Source organism: Massilia alkalitolerans DSM 17462, assembly GCF_000427785.1.
Taxonomy (GTDB): domain Bacteria; phylum Pseudomonadota; class Gammaproteobacteria; order Burkholderiales; family Burkholderiaceae_D; genus Telluria; species Telluria alkalitolerans.
Genome location: NZ_ATYR01000022.1, coordinates 87,683 through 106,592, shown reverse-complemented (window position 1 = coordinate 106,592; position 18,910 = coordinate 87,683). Strand labels below are relative to the sequence as shown.

At 62.6% G+C, this 18,910-nt stretch carries 17 protein-coding genes and 2 tRNA genes; 9 read left to right on the top strand and 10 right to left on the bottom strand.

Translation table 11 applies throughout. The annotated features are described in order from the left end of the window. Window positions 1-49 precede the first annotated feature (49 nt). On the top strand, window positions 50-232 hold the full coding sequence (locus YWC_RS33820; RefSeq protein ID WP_443093622.1) for a hypothetical protein: 183 nt from the start codon (window positions 50-52) through the stop codon (window positions 230-232). A gap of 130 nt (window positions 233-362) precedes the next feature. Here the strand turns inward: YWC_RS33820 and YWC_RS0119460 are convergent, their stop codons facing one another. Beyond that, window positions 363-1,280 carry a flagellin N-terminal helical domain-containing protein gene (locus tag YWC_RS0119460; RefSeq protein WP_027866886.1) on the bottom strand — a complete coding sequence of 306 codons (918 nt, stop codon included), beginning with the start codon at window positions 1,278-1,280 and terminating at the stop codon, window positions 363-365. Window positions 1,281-1,469: 189 nt separating this feature from the next. On the opposite strand from YWC_RS0119460, the gene dusA reads away from it, so the two are divergent. The 4 genes from dusA to YWC_RS0119440 all read left to right on the top strand — a co-directional run bounded on the left by dusA (window position 1,470) and on the right by YWC_RS0119440 (window position 6,259). Next, window positions 1,470-2,480, top strand: a complete 1,011-nt coding sequence (dusA, locus tag YWC_RS0119455) for a tRNA dihydrouridine(20/20a) synthase DusA (protein WP_027866885.1) — start codon at window positions 1,470-1,472, stop codon at window positions 2,478-2,480. Between the two features lie 365 nt (window positions 2,481-2,845). Continuing rightward, window positions 2,846-4,618: a methyl-accepting chemotaxis protein gene (locus tag YWC_RS0119450; protein ID WP_027866884.1), complete on the top strand. Its 1,773-nt coding sequence runs from the start codon at window positions 2,846-2,848 to the stop codon at window positions 4,616-4,618. Window positions 4,619-4,678: 60 nt separating this feature from the next. Continuing rightward, window positions 4,679-5,023, top strand: coding sequence for an energy transducer TonB (locus tag YWC_RS0119445; protein ID WP_027866883.1), 345 nt, complete (start codon window positions 4,679-4,681; stop codon window positions 5,021-5,023). A gap of 834 nt (window positions 5,024-5,857) precedes the next feature. Further along, entirely contained in the window at window positions 5,858-6,259 is a 402-nt protein-coding gene (locus tag YWC_RS0119440) for a YXWGXW repeat-containing protein (RefSeq protein WP_027866882.1), read from the top strand. Between the two features lie 48 nt (window positions 6,260-6,307). Here YWC_RS0119440 and YWC_RS30070 read toward each other — a convergent pair whose 3' ends face one another. The 5 genes from YWC_RS30070 to YWC_RS0119415 all read right to left on the bottom strand — a co-directional run bounded on the left by YWC_RS30070 (window position 6,308) and on the right by YWC_RS0119415 (window position 11,291). Further along, the gene (locus YWC_RS30070; protein WP_051306585.1) at window positions 6,308-7,900 is read right to left on the bottom strand and encodes a sensor domain-containing diguanylate cyclase; all 1,593 of its coding nucleotides are present in this window, start codon (window positions 7,898-7,900) and stop codon (window positions 6,308-6,310) included. A 166-nt stretch (window positions 7,901-8,066) separates the two neighbouring features. Beyond that, window positions 8,067-8,142: transfer RNA gene (locus tag YWC_RS0119430), tRNA-His, on the bottom strand. 74 nt (window positions 8,143-8,216) lie between these two features. Then, complete coding sequence (gene murI / locus YWC_RS0119425) at window positions 8,217-9,086, bottom strand: glutamate racemase (protein ID WP_027866881.1); 870 nt, start codon at window positions 9,084-9,086, stop codon at window positions 8,217-8,219. 45 nt (window positions 9,087-9,131) lie between these two features. Continuing rightward, on the bottom strand, window positions 9,132-10,667 hold the full coding sequence (locus tag YWC_RS0119420; protein ID WP_027866880.1) for a fumarate hydratase: 1,536 nt from the start codon (window positions 10,665-10,667) through the stop codon (window positions 9,132-9,134). Window positions 10,668-10,688: 21 nt separating this feature from the next. Then, window positions 10,689-11,291, bottom strand: a complete 603-nt coding sequence (locus YWC_RS0119415) for a TIGR00645 family protein (RefSeq protein WP_027866879.1) — start codon at window positions 11,289-11,291, stop codon at window positions 10,689-10,691. 207 nt (window positions 11,292-11,498) lie between these two features. On the opposite strand from YWC_RS0119415, the gene acs reads away from it, so the two are divergent. After that, a complete protein-coding gene (acs, locus tag YWC_RS0119410) occupies window positions 11,499-13,496 on the top strand; it encodes an acetate--CoA ligase (protein WP_027866878.1) in 1,998 nt (665 codons plus the stop codon). A gap of 83 nt (window positions 13,497-13,579) precedes the next feature. On the opposite strand, the gene YWC_RS0119405 is transcribed toward acs, so the two are convergent. Continuing rightward, window positions 13,580-13,870, bottom strand: coding sequence for a KTSC domain-containing protein (locus YWC_RS0119405; RefSeq protein WP_027866877.1), 291 nt, complete (start codon window positions 13,868-13,870; stop codon window positions 13,580-13,582). Window positions 13,871-13,894: 24 nt separating this feature from the next. Then, window positions 13,895-14,260 (bottom strand): VOC family protein, encoded by a 366-nt coding sequence (locus YWC_RS0119400; RefSeq protein ID WP_027866876.1) that lies wholly within the window; start codon window positions 14,258-14,260, stop codon window positions 13,895-13,897. 80 nt (window positions 14,261-14,340) lie between these two features. Between YWC_RS0119400 and YWC_RS0119395 the strand changes: the two genes are divergently transcribed. The 3 genes from YWC_RS0119395 to YWC_RS32950 all read left to right on the top strand — a co-directional run bounded on the left by YWC_RS0119395 (window position 14,341) and on the right by YWC_RS32950 (window position 16,012). Next, window positions 14,341-14,667 (top strand): helix-turn-helix domain-containing protein, encoded by a 327-nt coding sequence (locus YWC_RS0119395; protein ID WP_027866875.1) that lies wholly within the window; start codon window positions 14,341-14,343, stop codon window positions 14,665-14,667. Window positions 14,668-14,744: 77 nt separating this feature from the next. Then, window positions 14,745-14,835: transfer RNA gene (locus tag YWC_RS0119390), tRNA-Ser, on the top strand. A 400-nt stretch (window positions 14,836-15,235) separates the two neighbouring features. After that, on the top strand, window positions 15,236-16,012 hold the full coding sequence (locus tag YWC_RS32950) for a hypothetical protein (RefSeq protein WP_156923808.1): 777 nt from the start codon (window positions 15,236-15,238) through the stop codon (window positions 16,010-16,012). An 82-nt stretch (window positions 16,013-16,094) separates the two neighbouring features. Here YWC_RS32950 and YWC_RS0119380 read toward each other — a convergent pair whose 3' ends face one another. Both YWC_RS0119380 and YWC_RS0119375 read right to left on the bottom strand, forming a co-directional pair. Next, on the bottom strand, window positions 16,095-18,365 hold the full coding sequence (locus tag YWC_RS0119380) for a TonB-dependent receptor (RefSeq protein ID WP_027866874.1): 2,271 nt from the start codon (window positions 18,363-18,365) through the stop codon (window positions 16,095-16,097). A gap of 93 nt (window positions 18,366-18,458) precedes the next feature. Further along, a complete protein-coding gene (locus tag YWC_RS0119375) occupies window positions 18,459-18,842 on the bottom strand; it encodes a DUF2946 domain-containing protein (protein WP_027866873.1) in 384 nt (127 codons plus the stop codon). Window positions 18,843-18,910: the final 68 nt, after the last annotated feature.

The window sequence follows — 18,910 nt, the reverse complement described above, 5'->3', positions numbered from 1 at the left end:
TTTCGGACTGGCGCAAACCCCGACTGCCCTGCGAGAGCTGGACAAATGGATGCGCCACCGCCTACGTGCAATTCACCTGAAACAGTGGCGATGTGGGCCTACCATCTATCGAGAGCTGCGAAAGTTGGGGGGCAACGCCGAAAGTCGCTGCTCTGGTTGCGGGGAACAACCGCAGCTGGTGGCGCAACAGCAGGCTTGCCCTGAACAACGTCCTGACGATTGGCTACTTTGAGCGTCTTGGCATGCCTCGCCTCACTTAACCTCAACTACTCGAACCGCCCGGTGCGGACCCGCATGCCGGGTGGTGTGGGAGGGGGCGGTCAGCATGCTGACTACCCCTATCCCGATTTATGTCTCTGTAATTATTGCAGCAGCGACATAACCATCGAGGACATGCTGTTCGACTGCTTCAGCATCGCAGTACCAGCCTGCATCAGCATCTGGTTCGAGGTCATTGTCGCGCTCTCGGTGGCGAAATCGACGTCCATGATGCGGCCGGTGGCGTTCTTGGTGTTGGTGCTGATGTTGGCCAGGTTGTTGTGCACGTGATCGAGGCGGTTGGCGGCGGCGCCGATGGCCGAACGCACGGTGCTGACGCTTTCGATCGCGGTCTTGAGCCGGTCGATGGTGGCGTTGGCCCTGGAGGCGCCCAGACCGTCATTTGCGGCCAGCTCGGTGATTTCCTTGCCTTTGTCGGTGGCAGTGCCGATCGCCATGCCGCCGTTGAAGCCGAGAGCGGCAAGCTGGATGTCGGTGTGCATGGTGGTGACATTAGCGCCGATGTTCAGCGTCATCTTTTCGTCCTTGGACGCGCCGATCTGGAAGTCGATCGAGGCAGCGAACTTGCCCAGCGCACCAGTGGTGTTGTTCAGCAGGCCGGTGCCGCCGAAGCTGGTGTTCTTGACGATATTGCTCAGCTCATCGGTCAGCGAAGTGAACTCGGACTGCATCGCAGTGCGGTCGGCGGTCGACGACGATCCGTCGGCGGACTGGGTCGCCAGGTCCTTCATGCGGGTCAGGATGTTGGTGACTTCGTCGAGCGCGCCTTCGGCGGTCTGCATCATCGAGATCGAATTCTGGGTATTGCGCATGGCCACGCTCATGCCGCTGGTCTGGGCTTTCAGGCGGGTAGCGATCTGCAGTCCGGCCGCGTCGTCCATGGCCGAGTTGATGCGGAAGCCCGTCGACAGGCGGGTCATCGAGGTCGACAGCGTGCTCTGGGTACGCGACAGCGAATTCTGTGCCGACAGGGCGGCGTTGTTGGTGTGAAGGCTCAGCATCGTTAACTCCTAGGGGTGATCGGGCGATTTGCCCTCACAAGCTCAAGGCGACCATCAATTCGCTGCGATTAAGTTCCATAAGGAAATATTTTTTCATGTGGTCACCGTGTCATGAGATAGTCGCGTCTGCACTGCCAGGCGCAGAAATCGTTATCATTGCGGACTTGAGACTTTCCCTGGCTTACACAAGTGACAACCGCTCCGACTTTTGATCTCCCCGCCCGCCGCCTGTCGGTCGCCCCCATGATGGACTGGACCGACCGCCACTGCCGCGTCTTCCACCGCCAGATCACCCGCCACACCTGGCTGTATACAGAAATGGTCACCACCGGCGCCCTGGTCTACGGCGACGTCGAGCGCCACCTGCGCTACGACGGGGTGGAGCACCCGGTCGCCCTGCAGCTGGGCGGCAGCGACCCGCTTGATCTGGCGAAAAGCGCGAAGCTGGGCGAGCAGTGGGGCTACGAGGAGATCAACCTGAACTGCGGCTGCCCGTCCGAGCGGGTGCAGAAGGGCGCCTTCGGGGCCTGCCTGATGGGGGAGCCGAAGCTGGTGGCCGACTGCGTCAAGGCGATGCGCGACGCGGTCTCGATCGACGTCACCGTCAAGCACCGGATCGGCATCGACTACAACGAGGAATACGGCTTTGTCCGCGATTTCATCGGCACCATCGCCGATGCCGGTTGCCGGACCTTCATCGTACATGCCCGAAATGCCGTGCTGAAGGGCCTGTCGCCGAAGGAAAACCGCGAGATCCCGCCGCTGCGCTACGAAGTGGCCTACCAGCTCAAGCGCGAGTTCCCGGAACTGGAAATCATCATCAACGGCGGCATCAAGACCGACGCGGAAATCGCCCTGCACCTGGAGCACGTGGACGGGGTCATGCTGGGCCGCGAGGCCTACCACAACCCCTGGGTCATGGCGTCCTGGGACCGGCTGTTCTACGGTGACGAGGCGGCGCCGCCGAAAACCCGGGTGCAGGTGCTGGAAGCCATGATTCCCTACATCGCCGAGCAGCTGCGCCTGTACGGCCAGCATGGACTGAAGCTGAACAGCATCACGCGCCACATGCTGGGCATCATGACCGGCCTGCCGGGCGCGCGCGCCTTCCGCCAGCTGCTGTCCGATCCCAAGAAACTGGCCGGCGCCGATCCGGCCCTGCTGCTGGAGGCTGCCGCGCGCATGCCGGCTGCAGCCTGACACAGCGTTTCTCTCTTGAAAAAGGCGTACTTCGGTACGCCTTTTTAATTTCCTGTCGGAAAATAACTACAGTTTGTTGTTCAAATTGTATAGATAACTAGTAAGGACTTGCCGTATGGAAAGTCTGGAAGCATAATTTCTTCCGCTCCCTACGCGTTGATGAACATCAACTCTGTTGTTGAGCTGAAACAGTTCGGATGTTACAGTCGATTTCCAACTTTCCGGGTGGAACTTTTGATTTATCCTCTTGGAAATATCATAGGCGCATGAACGGCTTGTGACACGCGTCGCACGGCGCAAGAATCCGGGCGAATTTCGATCAATAGATACAGGGATGAACAGGAAAAATGGCTTTTTTGAATAACTTGAAGGTCGGTACCCGCCTCGCGCTCGGTTTCGCACTGGTGCTGGTGCTGCTGATCGCCGTGACGGTGGTCGGCATCCTGCGCATGGCGCAGATCCAGGATCGCCTCGACAAGGTCGTCAGCGTGAGCAACGTCTCGACCGGCCTGGTCATCGAGATGCGCAACAACGTGAGCGACCGCATCGCGTCGCTGCGCGTGCTGACCCTGATGACCGATCCGGCCGACATGGAACCGGAAATGGTCAAGTTCAAGGAACAGACCCGCAAGTACGAGGAAGCCCAGAAGAAGCTGTCGGCACTGTTCGCCGCCCACGCCAGCGACAAGGAAAAAGCCCTGCTGGCCCAGATCAAGGAATCCGAAGGCCTGGCCATGCCGGCCATCCTGAAGGCGTCGGAACTGTACCTGGCCAACAACGCGATGGACGCCACCCGCGTCATGATCCGCGAAGTGCGTCCGGTGCAGAAGAAGTGGACCGACGCGCTGGACCAGCTGGCCGCGCTGGAAGAGAAGCAGAACGCCCAGAGCAAGACCGATGCCCAGGCGGAATTCGAGAATGCCCGTAACTTCATGATCATCATGCTGGTCGCCGCCGTCGCCATGGGCGTGGCCGCAGCCTGGGTGATCTCGCGCAGCCTGCGCAAGCAGCTGGGCGGCGAGCCGGCCTACACCGCGCAGATCGCCGCCAGTATCGCCCACGGCGACCTGGCCGTGGCGATCGAAACCGAAGAATCGGACCGCGGCAGCCTGCTGGTGGAAATGAAGGAAATGCGCAACAGCCTGGTCGGCATCGTCCAGCAGGTGCGCCGCGGCACCGAAACCATCGGTACCGCCTCGCGTGAAATCGCGGCCGGCAACATCGACCTGTCCTCGCGTACCGAACTGCAGGCCAGCTCGCTGGAAAAGACCGCCTCGGCCATGGAACAACTGACCTCGACCGTCAAGCAGAACGCGGACAACGCCCGTCAGGCCAACGCCCTGGCCGCGACCGCCTCGGACGTGGCCCGCAAGGGTGGCGAAGTGGTGTCGCAGGTGGTGGGCACCATGGGCGAGATCAACAGCTCGGCGAGCAAGATCTCGGACATCATCGGCGTGATCGACGGCATCGCTTTCCAGACCAACATCCTGGCGCTGAATGCCGCGGTGGAAGCGGCCCGTGCCGGCGAACAGGGCCGCGGCTTCGCGGTCGTGGCATCGGAAGTGCGCAACCTGGCCCAGCGTTCGGCTGCGGCGGCAAAAGAGATCAAGACCCTGATCGGCGACTCCGTCGAGAAGGTCGAGCGCGGCAGCAAGCTGGTCGGCCAGGCCGGCGTGACGATGGATGAAGTAGTGACGAGCGTGAAGCGCGTGACCGACATCATGAGCGAAATCGCCAACGCCAGCGCCGAGCAGAGCGCCGGCATCGAACAGGTCAATCTGTCGATCATCGAGATGGACAGCATGACCCAGCAGAACGCCGCCCTGGTGGAAGAGGCCGCTGCCGCCGCGCAGAGCCTGCAGGACCAGGCAGGCGAACTGGCCCGCGTCGTCAGCATCTTCAAGCTGAGCGAGGGCGAGCAGTACCAGGCCGAGGCGGCACCAGCTGTCGCGGCCACCAGCACCGCGGTAGTGGTGCGTCCGGCCGCCGCCAAGCGTCCGGCTCCGGCCCTCAAAAAGCCGGCAGTGAAAAAGCCTGCCGCAGCCCCGGCTGCGGCGAAGGAAGATGCACCGGCCGCACCGGCTCCTAAAGCCAAGAAAGCCGCCACCGTCGCCAGCGACGAGTGGGAAGAATTCTAAGAGAGAAGAGCGCCGGTCCCCGGACCGGCGCAACTTAAACAAAAACCTTTTGGGGAAACCATGAAAAACCTGACCGTGAAACTGATCGCTGCAATGACCCTCGCCACCGCCGCCGGCGCCACCTTCGCTGCCGAAGTGCCGGCATCGTTCGACCCGAAGAAATGCGCGGTCGAATACCCGAAGGCCTCGCTGATGAACGAAGAGCAGGGCACCACCTCGGCATCGTTCCTGGTCAGCGCCGACGGCACCGTGACCGAGTCGAAGCTGGAAAAGTCGAGCGGTTTCAAGAACCTGGACAAGGCGGCCCTGAAAGGCCTGTCCTCGTGCAAGTTCAAGCCGGGCACCAAGGACGGCGCGCCGGCTGCGACCTGGACCAAGGTCGACTATGCCTGGAAGCTGGACTGATCGGGTTTTCTTCCCTTCACAAGCAGCCGGCCTTGCGCCGGCTGTTTTGTTGTGCGCTCAGCATGAGCGCACTCTTGTGGGTGAAAGTCCCGCCGTGAGCTGACCACAGTGAGCGAAGTGAAGCACAACTGCGTGAGGGTGACCGAGCGTGGGGAGGAAGTGTGGATCGAAACTGCGAGCCGATGGACAAGAACCGGATAGAAGGCGGTGCCGAGCAGGGCGAGCGGGCAACATTCCGCGAAGCTCTTGTGGTCAAAGCGAGGTGGCGTAAATCCGGCGGTTGTGCAGGGAAGGAGTGCGTTCTTACCTGAGGAGATCTCGCCTTGTGCCTGAAAGGGGTGACGGTTGCCAATGGCAACCGGAACGCGCAAGCCGGAGCGAGAAGTCAGCAGAGGTCGTAGTAGGTGCTGGTATGGCCGGCGAGGCTAAAGACTGGTGCTGAAGGACCGAAGGAATGGGAGCTGGAATCTGCTCGACCATTCGATTGGGAATGCTTCAGATGCCCGGTAACGGGGCTCGTCAACTGGAGGCTAAGGTGAAGCCGACGCTTCCTCCGACAGTGAAGAACTCAATCGACCGGGTTGGACACAGATGAAAGCAGGCGCGACGCGCGGGTTGGCATCGCGACCTCAACCGTTCCAACCGCCCGGTGCGGACCCGCATGCCGGGTGGTGTGGGAGGGGCCGGCCAGATTTGGCCGCCCCTATCCCGATTTATACCCTCGGTTACATTTTCGTGGCAGCATGTTTCGAGTGTAAGCAGGTTTTTCATTTCTCCCGTGTGCGGTCGAGGCTGGCTATAGTGGTTCCAACACCAACCGAAAGGAGAAGTACCATGAAAACGATTCTTGCCGCTACCGCAGCTGTCCTGATCAGTGCCGCAGCCTTCGCGCCGGTCCAGGCGCAGGCCCAGGGCCGCACCGAAGTGATCGTGGTGCACAAGGCGCCGCCGCCGCTGCGCCACGAGAGCATCCCCGCCGCCCGCCGCGGCGAAGTATGGGTGCCGGGCTACTGGAACTGGAACGGCCGCCGCTACGTGTGGGAACGCGGCCACTACGAGCGGGTGCGTGCCGGCTATGTCTACCAGCAGCCGGTGTGGCGCCAGGACCGTAAGGGCTGGTACATGGACCGCGGCGGCTGGGTCCGCGACGACCACCGCATGGCGCGCCGCGACCGTGACCGCGACGGCGTCCCGAACCGCTACGACGCCCGCCCGAACAACCCGAACCGCTACTAAGCCTTTCCGGCTCCGCCACGAAACCGCCTGCACCGCAGGCGGTTTTTTTTATATGGTGAACTCGGGCGGGGCCGCGCCGGTATTGCCGGGATCGGTCGCAACCCGGTTGCGGCCCTCGGCCTTGGCGCGGTAGAGCAGGGCGTCGGCCTGCCGCACGAAGGCATCCGGATCGTCGTCCTCGCCCGGCTTGCCCTGGAAGGTGCAGGCGCCGGCGCTGATGGTCACCAGGCCGGGGGGATTCGCGGCATGCGCGATCCCGAGATCCATGACGGCCAGGCGCAGGCGCTCGGCCACGTAGCGCGCGCCGACCTGCCCGGTTGCGGGCAGGATGACGGCGAACTCTTCGCCGCCGTAGCGGGCCGCCAGGTCGGTGGGACGGGCCAGGCCGCCGCGCAGGGCCGCCGCCACCTGGCGCAGGCAGTCGTCGCCGGCCACGTGGCCGTAGTGGTCGTTGTACTTCTTGAAGAAATCGACGTCCAGCAGCACCAGCGACAGCGGCGCCCCGGTGCGCCCGGCGCGCTTGAGTTCGAGGCGCAGCGTCTCCTCGAAATGGCGGCGGTTCGCCAGGCCGGTCAGGCCGTCGCGGGTCGCCAGCACCATCAGTTCCTGGTTGCGCTCCTGCAGGTGCTCCTCCGCCATGCGCAGCTCGGCCTCGAGCTGGTCGCGGATCATGATCTGGCGCACCAGGCGCGCGCCGACGCCGGCCAGCAGCAGCACCACCAGCACGGTGGCGCCGGTCATGAAGAGGGTCGACTGCTCCCACTCGGCCAGGATCTCCTTCTTGGATTGCGCGGTCGCGACGATCAGGGGCAGTGTGTCCAGGTGGCGGTAGCTGTACAGGCGCACGACGCGGTCGATCCTGGAGCGCAGCATGGCGGTGCCGACCGGGCCCGAGGAGCGGTACATCGTGAACACCGGCCCATCGGCAATGCTGGTGGCGATCAGCTTCTCGTTGAAGGGCCGGCGATAGATCAGGGTGCCGTCGTCGCGTGCCAGCATGACCACGCCTTCCTGCCCGACGTCGAAGCTTTCGTACAGTTCGGCGAAGTAGGCGATCTGGATGGCGCCCAGCGCCACCCCGGCAAAGCTGCCGTCGGGGTGGTCGAGGCGGCGCGACACCGGCAGCAGCCACACGCCGTTCAGGCTGCTGCGAAACGGCTTGCCGATGTAGGCGTTGCGGCTGCGATTATTCAGGTGGAACTGGAAATAGTCGCGGTGGGCATAGCTGCCGGAGAGCGGACGTTCGACCGAGGAGACCAGCCAGTTGCCGTCCGCGTCATACATGGACAGGCTGTGCAGTTCCTTCACCTGCAGCACCATGTTGCGCATGTGGGAGCGCAGGCGGTCGCTCGCGGCCAGCGCCACGCCGTCATGCTCGACCCGCTCGACCACGCCGGCCAGCACCGTTTCGACGATCCGCACCGTGCTCTCGGCCTGGGCCGCGAGGGCCTTGGCCATGTTCGAGGTGGCGGCCGCATGCTCGTCCAGGCGGCTCTGGCGCGCGCTCCAGGCGCTCCAGACCTGGGCGGCGACCAGGAGCAGGCAGAACAGCAGCAGCAGGCGGATCGTATAAAGGACGGCTGGGCGCTTCTTGGCCGTGAGGCTGGTGATGGGAGTCGGGGCCGGGTGCACTTGCGTCATCAGGGGCGCCACTTGCGTGACAGGATTGCCGGAGCCCTGAGGATAGCCATGGTGCCTGGAAATGTCGAGCGGCAAACGGCGTGTAACCAGGCCCGGACGTCCTTTGGACGCGCGGAAAACAAAAAAGGCCTACATCCGGAACATGTAGGCCTTTTTGCCGAATTCTTGGGGTGGCTGATGGGACTCGAACCCACGACGACAGGAATCACAATCCTGGACTCTACCAACTGAGCTACAGCCACCACTGTCTTACTGCTTGTCTCGCTGTTTCCGAGACAGAACAAGATTATACAAAGCGCTTCCCGAACTGGCAAGTCTAAATGTGCGTGCCTGCCGGGTTCGAGAGCGTCGCGCCGATCGCGACCTCGTGCACGGGCGGATTTTGCCCCAGCAGGCTGGCGAAAGCGGCGCCCAGGGCGGTGCCGCTGGCGCTGGTAAATCCTTCCAGGTGCGCAGCCTCGCCCCCGGCTGGGCGCAGCAGCCCCGCGGCCTCGAGCAGGCGCGCCAGCTGGCGCGCCACGGCGTCGCCGGTGTCGATCAGCGTCACCTCGGCATCGGTATGCCGGCGGATGACACGCTCGATCGAGGCCTGCACCAGCGGATAGTGGGTGCAGCCGAGCACCAGGGTGTCGGCGCCCTGGGCCAGCAGCGGGGCGATGTAGCGTTCCAGCATCGCATCCAGCGCCGGTGCGCCCGGTTCGCCGAATTCGATCTGGTCGGCCAGGCCCACGCAGGCTTGTAGCAGAAAGCGCGCGCCGGTCGCTTCGACGATCTGGTCGCGCAGCAGCAGGAATTTTTTGCCGGCGAGGGTGCGTTCGGTGGCCAGAACGCCGACGGTGTCGTTGCGGGTGCTGGCTGCGCCGGGTTTCAGGCCTGGCTCGACGCCGACGATCGGCATGTCGGGATAGCGCTCGCGCAGGATGCGCACGGCGGCGACGGTGGCGGTATTGCAGGCCACCACCAGCGCCTTGACGCCACGCGACACCAGGAAGGCGGCGATGCCGAGCACGCGCTCGATGACGACGTCTTCCGGCTTGTCGCCGTAGGGAGCAAAGCCGGAATCGGCGAAATACAGGAGGTGTTCGTTCGGCAGCTGCGCCTGGATGTGGCGCAGTACCGAAAAGCCGCCGACGCCCGAGTCGAAGATGCCGACCGGGGCGCCAGGGAAGAGGGTGGGTGTGGTCATGGTTGAAAACGCGGGCGTATCGATTGATCCGCCCGCGCGATTCAATCAGGCGGTGGTGACCGGGATGCCCTTCAGCGACTCGATCTTGGCCGACCATTCCTTCGGACCGGTGGTGTGCACCGAGGTGCCGGTCGAATCGACGGCCACCGTGACCGGCATGTCGGTCACGTCGAACTCGTAGATCGCTTCCATGCCCAGGTCCTCGAAACCGACCACCTTGGCCGACTTGATCGCCTTGGAGACCAGGTAGGCCGAGCCGCCGACCGCCATCAGGTAGGCCGACTTGTGCTTCTGGATCGATTCGATCGCCGCCGGGCCGCGCTCGGCCTTGCCGATCATCGAGATCAGGCCGGTCTTCTCCAGCATCATGTCGGTGAACTTGTCCATGCGGGTCGCGGTCGTCGGGCCTGCCGGGCCGACGACTTCATTGCCCACGGGGTCGACCGGGCCGACGTAGTAGATCACGCGGTTGGTGAAGTCCACCGGCAGCTGCTCGCCCTTGGACAGCATGTCCTGGATGCGCTTGTGCGCGGCGTCGCGGCCGGTCAGCATCTTGCCGTTGAGCAAGAGGGTCTGGCCCGGCTTCCACGAGGCGACTTCTTCTTTCGTCAGGGTGTTCAGGTCGACGCGCTTGGACTTCTCGGTGTCCGGGGTCCAGTGCACTTCCGGCCAGGTGGACAGCGCCGGCGGTTCGATGTAGGCCGGACCCGAGCCGTCCAGCACGAAGTGGGCGTGGCGGGTGGCGGCGCAGTTCGGGATCATCGCCACCGGCTTGGAGGCCGCGTGGGTCGGGTACATGTTGATCTTCACGTCCAGCACGGTGGTCAGGCCGCCCAGGCCCTGGGCGCCGATGCCCAGCGCGTTGATCTTGTCGCACAGTTCGATACGCAGTTCTTCCAGCTTGTTCTGCGGGCCGCGCTGCTTCAGTTCGTACATGTCGATGTCGTCCATCAGCGACTCTTTCGCCATCAGCATCGCCTTCTCGGCGGTGCCGCCGATGCCGATGCCCAGCATGCCCGGCGGGCACCAGCCGGCGCCCATCAGCGGCACGGTCTTCATGACCCAGTCGACCAGCGAGTCGGACGGATTCAGCATGACGAACTTGGTCTTGTTCTCCGAGCCGCCGCCCTTGGCCGCCACCTTCACGTCGACGGTGTCGCCCTCGACCAGCTCCATGTGGACCACGGCCGGGGTGTTGTCCTTGGTGTTCTTGCGCTCGAAGTGCGGGTCGGCCACGATCGAGGCGCGCAGCTTGTTGTCCTCGAAACCATAGGCACGGCGCACGCCTTCGTTGACGGCGTCGGTGACGGTGCCGGTGAAGCCTTCGAAGCGCACGCCCATGCCGATCTTCAGGAACACATTGACGATGCCGGTGTCCTGGCAGATCGGGCGCTTGCCCTCGGCGCACATGCGCGAGTTGGTCAGGATCTGGGCGATCGCGTCCTTCGCGGCCGGGCTTTGCTCGGTCTCATACGCGCGCGCCAGGTGCTGGATATAGTCGGCCGGGTGGTAGTAGCTGATGTACTGGAGGGCTGCCGCGACCGATTCGATGAGGTCGCTCTGGGTGATAACGGTTGCCATGGATTTCTCGATCAGGAGTAATTAATGTTTCGAATGCGTGGTCATGACGATGCGGTCGGTGTAGGCGATGGCCATCGCCGACAGCAGGAAGGCGATGTGGATGATGGTCTGGAACATCATCGTGTTGTTGCTGTAGTTCGCCGCGTTGATGAAGGTCTTCAGCAGGTGGATCGACGAGATGCCGATGATCGCCATCGCCAGTTTCGTCTTGAGTACCGAGGCGTTCACGTGGGACAGCCATTCGGGCTGGTCCGGGTGGCCTTCGAGGTGCATGCGCGACACGAAGGTTTCGTAGCCGCCGACGATGACCATGATGAGCAGGTTCGAGATCATGACCACGTCGATCAGGCCCAGCACCACCAGCATGATGGTCGTTTCGGTCAGCTTGGTCGGACGCGCGGCGCCCGGGACGGTGACGACGTCCAGGATGTGCTCCAGCGACGCGGCATTGCCTAATGCGGCGCCGATCAGGTCCTTGAGCTCGACCCAGAAGTGGAACACGTAGACGCACTGCGCCAGGATCAGCCCCAGGTACAGCGGCAGCTGCAGCCAGCGGCTGGCGAAAATCAGGTTGTTAAGCGGACTGAGCTTTTTTGCTTCGTTTGGGGGAATTAACTGCGCCATCGGGATCTGGGTTCCTGGATGCTGGACAAATTACAGCCGAGCATTCTACACCCGCTTGCACGGCTTTGCGGGTTCTTCGCCGCTTTGCGGCGAGGTTGGTAGAATGGCATTCCAGCAGAAGGCATGCTTGCGGAGCCATGTAAGGGCTCAGTAAGCGAGCGCCCCTAAGGTGTTCGGTAAAACACTTACTAAACTATGGAGACTAGCATGGCCGAGAACGAGACCCAGCAAGAAGAATTCACCCTCCAGGAAAACCGTGTGTTCCCGCCACCGAGCGAGTTCGCCGCCAAGGCCGCCATTTCCGGCATGGAAGCCTACGAAAAGCTGTGCCTTGATGCCGCCAGCGACTACGAAGGCTTCTGGGCCCGCCTGGCGCGCGAGAACATCGACTGGCAGAAGCCCTTCACCAGCACCCTCGACGAATCCAATGCGCCGTTCTACAAGTGGTTCGCCGACGGCCAGCTGAACGCGTCCTACAACTGCCTCGACCGCAACCTGACTAACGGGAACGCGGACAAGACCGCCATCATCTTCGAGGCGGACGACGGCACGGTCACCCGCGTGACCTACCGCGAGCTGCACGAGCGCGTCTGCAAGTTCGCCAACGGCCTGAAGTCGCGCGGCATCAAGAAGGGCGACCGCGTCATCATCTACATGTCGATGTCGATCGAAGGCGTCACCGCGATGCAGGCCTGCGCCCGCATCGGCGCCACCCACTCGGTGGTGTTCGGCGGCTTCTCGGCGAAATCGCTGCAGGAACGCATTATCGACGCTGGCGCCGTGGCCGTTATCACCGCCGACGAGCAACAGCGCGGCGGCAAGTCGCTGCCGCTGAAGGCCATCGTCGACGAGGCGCTGGCGATGGGCGGCTGCGACAGCATCCGCGACGTCATCGTCTACAAGCGCACCGGCGGCAATATCAATTACCAAGAGGGCCGCGACCTCTGGCTGCACGAGCTGGTCGACAACCAATCAAGCGAGTGCGAGCCGGAATGGGTGGACGCCGAGCATCCGCTGTTCATCCTCTACACCTCGGGCTCGACTGGCACCCCGAAGGGCGTCCAGCACTCCACCGGCGGCTTCCTGCTGTGGGCCGCGCTGACGATGAAGTGGACCTTCGACATCAAGCCGGACGACGTCTACTGGTGCACCGCCGACATCGGCTGGGTCACCGGCCACACCTACATCACCTACGGCCCGACCGCGGTGGGCGCGACCCAGATCGTGTTCGAAGGCGTGCCGACCTTCCCGCACGCCGGCCGCTTCTGGGAAACCATCGCCAAACACAAGGTCTCGATCTTCTACACCGCCCCGACCGCGATCCGTTCGCTCATCAAAGCGTCGGACGTGGACGAGAAGGTGCACCCGAAGAACTTCGACCTGTCGAGCCTGCGCCTGCTGGGTTCGGTGGGCGAGCCGATCAATCCGGAAGCCTGGATGTGGTACTACAAGAACGTCGGCCAGGAACGCTGCCCGATCGTCGACACCTTCTGGCAGACCGAGACCGGCGGCCACATGATCACCCCGCTGCCGGGCGCGACCCCGCTGGTGCCGGGTTCGTGCACGCTGCCGCTGCCGGGCATCATGACCGCGATCGTGGACGAAGCCGGCAACGACGTGCCGAACGGGCAGGGCGGCATCCTGGTGGTGAAACGTCCGTGGCCGTCGATGATCCGCACGATCTGGAACAACCCGGACCGCTTCCGCACCAGCTACTTCCCGGACGAACTGGGCGGCAAGTACTACCTGGCCGGCGACGGCGCGGTGCGCAACAAGGACACGGGCTATTTCACCATCACTGGCCGTATCGACGACGTGCTGAACGTGTCGGGCCACCGCATGGGCACGATGGAAATCGAATCGGCGCTGGTGGGGCACCCGATGGTCGCGGAAGCGGCGGTGGTGGGCAAGCCGGACGAAACCACCGGCGAATCGATCTGCGCCTTCGTCGTGCTGAAACAGGCACGCCCGAGCGGCGAGGATGCCAAGAAGCTGGCGGCCGAACTGCGCAACTGGGTGGGCAAGGAAATCGGCCCGATCGCCAAGCCGAAGGAAATCCGTTTCGGCGACAACCTGCCGAAGACCCGCTCCGGCAAGATCATGCGCCGCCTGCTGCGCGTGCTGGCCAAGGGCGAGAACATCACCCAGGACGTGTCGACGCTGGAAAATCCGGCAATCCTGGAGCAGCTGAAGGAATCCGCCTGATGGCGGGCGCGTCCGCCTGAATCGGCGGGCGCGGAAAGATCCTGAAAGCGCCGTCCCGTTTTGACAGGGTGGCGCTTTTTTATTCAGGCGTCGTCCGGATTGCCGCCAAAAGCTTTCATCAGGGCTTCGCGGTCGAGGGCCTTCTTGTCTGGATTGGCGGCGGCGCGGCCGCGGCGGCCAGTGAACTCTTCCTCGATGTTGTCGCGGTAATAGCTCCAGGGAGAACCGGAACTCGACAGCTTGCGCCACACTTCAAGGCCGACGGCGTCGTAGTCGATGGCGCTGCCGTCGTCGAATTCGACGCGCAGGGTGCGGTCGCGCGTGTCATAGCCGATGGCGCGCAGCTTGCCGGCGTTGATCTTCTTCATTTCCATGGTGCTCTCCTGTCCGCGGCTCTTTCAGGAAGACGATAGCACGAAGGTATTGCCGTCCGGGTCCTTGAACTTGGCGAACGAACCCCATGGCTGCACAGTCGGCGGCTCTACGAACTCGACGCCGCGCTGGCTCAGCTGGCGGTAGGTCGCTTCCACGTTGTCGCAGGCAAAGGCGCCGTTGAAGAAAGTACCGATGCGGTCTTCCTGACCATCCATCGTGAACAGCACGACGCGCGTGCCGGACGAGGCGATACGCAGCTCGATCCAGCGCTTTCCCGGTCCCATCGGTTGGTCGGTCGAAATCTCGAAGCCGAGCTTGTCGGTATAGAAGGCGAGGGCGCGGTCCTGGTCCGAGACGGGGATGCTGACGAATTTCAGTTGAGTGATCATGGTGGATTCTTGTGGTTGTGGTGGCGAGCATTATCGTGGCAGACTCGCGGCTGAGTGTGATTTTAATGACTATAGTATTCATGACTACCCGCCAATCTTCGCTCGATGCGTATGTGTTCGAGGTCTTGATGCCGGATCTAGTTGGGCATGACCGCCGGCCTGCCGCCTTCGTCGCCTATCTCTATCTGCTCCACAGTGCGGAGGCGCTGGGCCGCGACCAGGTGCCGGCGAGCCTGCAGACGATTGCGGTCAAGACCGGCTTGTCGAAGTCGGCGGTGCAGGTGGCGCTGCGGCACCTGAAGCGGCGCGGGCTGGTGGGGGAGATCGAGCTTGGGACGCAGGTGAACCCGGTGCGGCAGGTGCTGCGGCCGTGGCGTCGGCGCTGGCCGAGTGAGGCTGCGGCATGACTGTTGCCAGAACAGTCTTGTATAGCAGAGAATCCTTGTTATAATAGGCGGCTTCGTGGACACACGAGACCCCATCAGGAGAGATGGATGAGTGGTTTAAGTCGCACGCCTGGAAAGCGTGTGTAGGTTCATAGCCTACCGGGGGTTCGAATCCCCCTCTCTCCGCCAGAATTCAAAGCCCCTGTGAACAGGGGCTTTGTTGCTTCTAACTGTCATTATCACTATGGACCTAGTATTCTGCCAATCGAGCAACACAGCGTTTGGCGCAGGTCGAATGTGCGTATGATCTACTTTAGCGACATCCGACAGCGGATGCACACGCTTATTATTTATGGCATAGTAGAACCATGAAAGCACTCAAGAGCAAACTGGCGTCTCAACTCCTGGCTGATCCTAGGGCCAGCAACCAGTTGCGGGAGTTCTTGCTGAGCAAGCCTGCTGGCACTGTCAATCCTAACGCAGCAGCTACGGGGAAATTCGTAGTTCGTGGTGACAGAGGGCGTACGCTTCAAGTACAAGCCACAGTGGTTCCGAAGGCAGCCAAGGTTGCCTGAGTCTTTGCTCGAGCATGAATTTAGCACTACCTGCGCTAATCCTATTTGTCGTCCTTCTGCCTGGATTCATTTTCCGTAGTGGTCTTAAAAAGGCTGAAAGTGAATCGCTAGATTTCTCGCCCTTCGGACGTGTAGCAGCTGAGGCCGTTCTATGGGCAGTCATCGTGCATGCGATCTGGCTGGCCTTGTCATCTTTACTCTTCCATCACCAATTTGAACCTGTCGTGCTGATGAACCTGCTCTCATCGCACGCTCCAACTCAAGCTACTGCAACTACTCAGGTCGGGAATGAGTTCGGTTGGGTTGCAAGTTATTTCGTTTCTATTCTTCTGGCTGCACATTTGCTTCCTCTTGTCGTGAGGAATACCATTTCAAAGTTCAGGCTGGATCGGGAAGGCGCGCGGCTTAGTTCCATTTTTCGGTTCTATGACGCGCCTTGGTACTACCTCCTAACTGGAGCGGATTTTGAGAAGGAAGACGAGCCGGACCTGATATATGTGTCGGCTATCGTTGAGGTGGCTAAAGAAGCCTTCCTCTACGTCGGAATCCTGAACGACTTCTTCTTCGACAAAGATGGCCAACTCGACCGGTTGATCCTGGAAAATGTCATGCGACGCCGTATCGAAAACGACAAGAAATCCGAAGTCGAAACCAATAACAGCCTAAATGACCAACGCTTCTATCCAATTGATGGGGATAGTTTTGTGCTTAGGTATAGCGAAGCAATCACATTGAACGTGCAGTACGTCAAGCTGACGACAACAGACTTGACGGCCGCTGGTCCTGCTTGATACAACTTGAGCTCGAGCGTTTTCAACATTGGCCACCTCTGAACACTACAGGTGGACTAAATGGATTGTCCACCCGCATCCATCATAGATCGTACCGCGCCTCCACCACCCACGTCCGCTGCGAATACGGATGGAAATTCCAGTACTGGTAGTTGTTCAGGTTATCCACCCCCACCGCCACAGTCCAGCGCTTGACCGGCTTCCACGTCACCCGCCCATCCACCGTGAAGTACCTGCTCGCCCCCTGGTAAGCAAACCCATTCGGATCCGAATTATCCAGCGTCGAGAACTGCCTTCCCGAATAGCGCGCCGCCAGCGAGTACGCCAGCCGCTCGCCAACACGGTAAGTCGCCACCCCAGTCGCCCGCCAACGCGGAATCCGCGGCTGCCACTTGCCCACACTGGCCGGAAACTTGTCATTGCGCGTAATTTCCGAATCCGTCCAGGTCACGCTTGACTGCAGATCAAGCCCATCCATCCCCACATCGTCCGTGTCATAGGCCAGCTCCAGCCCCTTGGTCTCGATCCGCCCCACATTCTGCACATTGGTCACATTCGGCGTCACCAGCACATTGGTCTGCGAATACAGCGCATCCGAGGTCCGCTCCGCAAACGCGGTCAGCCGCAGCAGCCCCTTCTCGAGCTGGCGCTCCGCACCCAGCTCTCCCGTCCATGACCGCTCCGGCTGCAGGTTCGGATCATTGTTGATCAAGGTCCCGCTGCCGCTGATGCCCCCTTGGTACAGCTCCGACACCGTCGGCATGCGCACCGCGCGCCCGGCAGATGCCTTCAGCACCCAGGAAGGCAGAACCTGCCAGGCCAGCGCCGCCTTCGGCGACACGTAAGTGCCCGAGCGTTCGCCATGCGCGACAGTGGTAGTCGCATTCGAGGTCCGCCCATGCCGCGCCTGCCAGCGTTCTACCCGCACACCCAGCACGGCCTTCCAGTCCGGCGTGAACTTCCAGGTGTCCTGCCCCCACAGGGCTTGCGTCGTGGTGCGGCCCGAAAACGCCTGATTACGGGCACCGCGTGCCCCACCCAGCCAGTCACCCGTCGCATTCTCGATGCTGGCCAGCTTGTAGGCCTCGCGCTGGTAGCCGAATTCCACGATATGCGCCCCCGCCACACCATACGGCCGCCAGATGCCCTTGGCCGCGAAGGTATTCCAGCCAGTCCCCGACATGTCCACGATCCGCCCCGCGCCACCGTTCAGCGCGCCGGGCAGGGAGGTGGTCGGCGCACGCAGCTGGTCTTCGTCATAGTCATACAGGCTCGCCGCCAGCTCCCAGTCGAACACTCCCTTGCTGTGGCTCTTCACCGACAGCCCGTGCATCAGGTGGCGCAGCTGCTCGTTCGAGGCATTGAAATCGGTGGCGCCGAGGGTGTAGCCGCGCCCGTCGATATCGATGCGGCCGCTGTACACCGGCGCCCCGAGACCGTCGCGCAGGTAGGACGTCGGCCGGCCCTCGGAATCGTTCTGCCACACGCCGAGCGTATAGCTGGCCCGCAGCGTTGGCGTGATGTCGTAGGCGAGTTTCACCTTCAGGTGGTCCTGCACCGTGTCGTACTGCGTCCCGGCGCCGAGCAGATACCATGCACGCCGAGTGCGATCCTGCCCAAGGACAGCCCCGCTAACAGCCGTGCCGCCCGGCGCCGCCCCGGCACTCAGATAGCGGGTAGGGAAGGTCAGCGGCTGCCCTTCATTGCTGCTCCGGTTCACGTCGATGAACCACGACCAGCGCCCGTCCCGGTTACCCAGCGAGGCGCTGGCCTGGCGTCCGTTGTAGCGCTCGTGCGTGCCGTACAGGTCGAAGGGCTGGTGGGTAAAACCGAACTTGGCATGCGCTTCGAACTTGGTCGGCATGCGCGTCACGTAGTCGACCACGGCGCCTACCGAATTGCCGCCGTAAGCAGCGGAGAACGGCCCATATAGCACGTCCACGCGCTCGATTTCCTCGGGCGTGACCATGCCCCAGCGCGGCGCGAAGTTGGCGCCGTTGCCGAGGTAGTTCGACAGCAGGATGCCGTCCGCGTACACCATCGAGCGCGCGCTGTTGCCGGTCCCGGAAGCGCGGGTCGACAGCACGGCGTGGTTGTAGTCGCCGATGTAGCGCTTGCGTACCAGCAGGCTGGGAAGGTATTTCAGGGCATCTTCCGAATCGGTGGCGTTGACGGTGCGTTCGATCTCGGCGCGGGTGATGCCTTCGATGGTGGTCGGGATCTGCGTCGGCAGCGAGGTGGGGCGGTTGCCGGTGATGGTGACGGTACCCAGCTGTTTGATGGGGGCATCCAGGTCCTGCGCGAGCGCGGCGTGCGAGACGGCCGCGAGCAGGGTCAGTGCGAGCTTCTTCATTGCGTTTCCTTGGGCGTGTGAGGCCACAGGCGTGGCGGGTCACACGCGATAGCGAGTCTTCCGGTATTCAGAACCGGTACGAAGGGAGAGCGGTCAGGAGAAGCTTGGCGGCGCCCGTGACTGCGCCGGTGTCCACGCGAACTGCAGGGATGGGGACTGGTAGAAGAGTCGCGGATAGCTGTCGCGCGGGAGGACGGCAAGCGGCGGCAAGTCGGGAGTCGGGGGCAGCAGCACCGGCGCATGGTGCGAGCAGCACAGGTCGCAGTGCGTCATGTCCGGCATCGCTCCCGGAGCCCTTTCCGGACTATCGGGCACGGGCATCATGACCATGCCGGCCGCGGTACAGATTTCGCTTGTGTGCGCAAAAAATTGCGGCGGGGCGAAAGCATGCGACAGCGCAGGCGCGAACAGGCTGAACACGAAGGCCACGAGGGCGATCCATGCACGCAAGACCTGGCTTGTCGATGAGCGGGGCATGCCAACATTATAACCAGCGCCCCGGGAGGCATCGCTGTCCGGCTCAGAAGTTTGCTATCATTCCAACA